We start from the raw sequence: 1,621 nt of genomic DNA, 5'->3' as shown, positions 1-1,621 counted from the left end.
TGAAATTTCATCAAACGACAAGGGGCAGTTTTCGTTTGTGCTGAAGGCTTCCAATGGGCAAGTCATCCTGCGCAGCCAGATGTATGAATCGAAAAGCTCAGCACAAACCGGCATCGCGTCGGTACAGACAAATTCGCCGCTGGATGAACGCTACGAACTCAGCAATGCCAGCGATGGTCGACCGTATTTCAATCTGCGCGCCGGCAACAGCCAGGTCATCGGCACGAGTCAGATGTATTCATCGGACGAAGCGCGTGCAACCGGTATTGCCTCGGTCAAGACCAACGGGCCAAGCACCGACGTGCGCGACGCCTGAGCAGACCAGATTCCGGATCAGGGAGTGCCTGATCCGGAATTCACTGATGTTCCGATTCCGTCTCCTGCCCGGCAGATTCAGCTGCTCGAACTCAGATCTTCGAGGAATCGAGCTCTACATCGGCAAACTGCCAGGACTCCTCGAATTGCTTCTCGACCTCAGCGGCTTCTGCATCGCGCTGCTGCGCTCGAAGACTGCTGGCGAGGCCAACAAGACTCCATCCATTGACAGGATTTCGCTCGAGTTCGGCGCGATAGACCGCTTCGGCTTCTGCAGGCTTGCCTGCGTCGAGCAGGACTGCACCCAGGGCATGACGCGTTGGTGAATGCCAGCCTGGAGGCTCGTCGTACGGGATCCGGTCTTCGATGACGACTGCTTCTCGCAAGGTCGTGATGGCGCCATCCTTGTCGTTGTTGAGCAGGGCGATTTCGGCCTTCAGGCTAAGCTCGGCGATGTCGGCCGCATGGCTGATGGGGTAGCGTTCCCAGACCATGATATTGCGCACTTCCGGTGCCGCGGCCAGCGGTTGCAAGGCGGCAAGGTGTTGCTCGGCGTCCTCCTTGCGTCCCTGACGGGCCGCCGCGGTGCCCTGGGCGTAGTGCCAGATCACGCTGACATAGGGCAGGTCCGGGGCGGGATTGGGCAGGGCGACAATTTCGTCCCAGCGACCGAAGCGGACATGATCGAACCACGGGGTCAGCCAGTAGTGCTGCATGGCCTCAAAGCCTGGCGTTCGCAACAGCTCGGGATTGGCCGTGCGCTCGGCTGTGTGTGCAGCCGATTCGCGGGCCAATGCGCTGTTGCCCTCCATGCTTGCTGCGAACCACAGGAAGTGATGGTTGTGCGGCACGTAGCCGAGTGGATACAGGCCATTGGCATTGCCCCGGCATACGGCCAGATATGCATCGTCGGCGCGTATCGCCACCTGGTTGGCGAGTACCGCATCGTTCCATCGCCCTACCCGAGCGTAGATGTGGGCAGGCATGTGCACCAGATGGCCAGAACCGGGAATCAGGTCGCGCAGGTGATCCGCTGCCGCTACACCGCGCTCCGGATTGTTCGAGGCTTCAACCGCATGCACATAGAGATGCAGCGCGCCGGCGTGGTCGGGGTTGCGGGCCATGATGGATTCGAGTTGGGAGACTATTTCAACGGTATTTCCCTTCGGCTGGCGCTTGTCGTCGTAGAAGTCCCATGGTTGCAAGTTCATCAATGCCTCGGCATACAGGGTTGCTGCATCGAGATCATCGGGACGCGTGCGAACCAGCTCGCCGGTTGCTGCCGCGTACGCCTCGTCCAGCGGGC

General features: G+C 60.3%; 2 protein-coding genes. One reads left to right on the top strand and one right to left on the bottom strand.

Going from position 1 to position 1,621, the window contains the following annotated elements:
* Positions 1–316: YegP family protein (locus WBP53_RS04845; protein ID WP_423926496.1), on the top strand; the 316-nt coding region annotated here is incomplete at its 5' end.
* Positions 317–407: 91 nt separating this feature from the next.
* Here the strand turns inward: WBP53_RS04845 and WBP53_RS04840 are convergent.
* The coding region (locus tag WBP53_RS04840; RefSeq protein WP_423926494.1) for a tetratricopeptide repeat protein at positions 408–1,621 on the bottom strand (1,214 nt) is incomplete at its 5' end.

It is taken from the genome of Dokdonella sp. (genome assembly GCF_049593775.1).
Taxonomy (GTDB): domain Bacteria; phylum Pseudomonadota; class Gammaproteobacteria; order Xanthomonadales; family Rhodanobacteraceae; genus Dokdonella.
The sequence above is the reverse complement of the archived record's forward strand: the minus strand, read 5'-3'. Positions and strand labels throughout refer to the sequence as shown.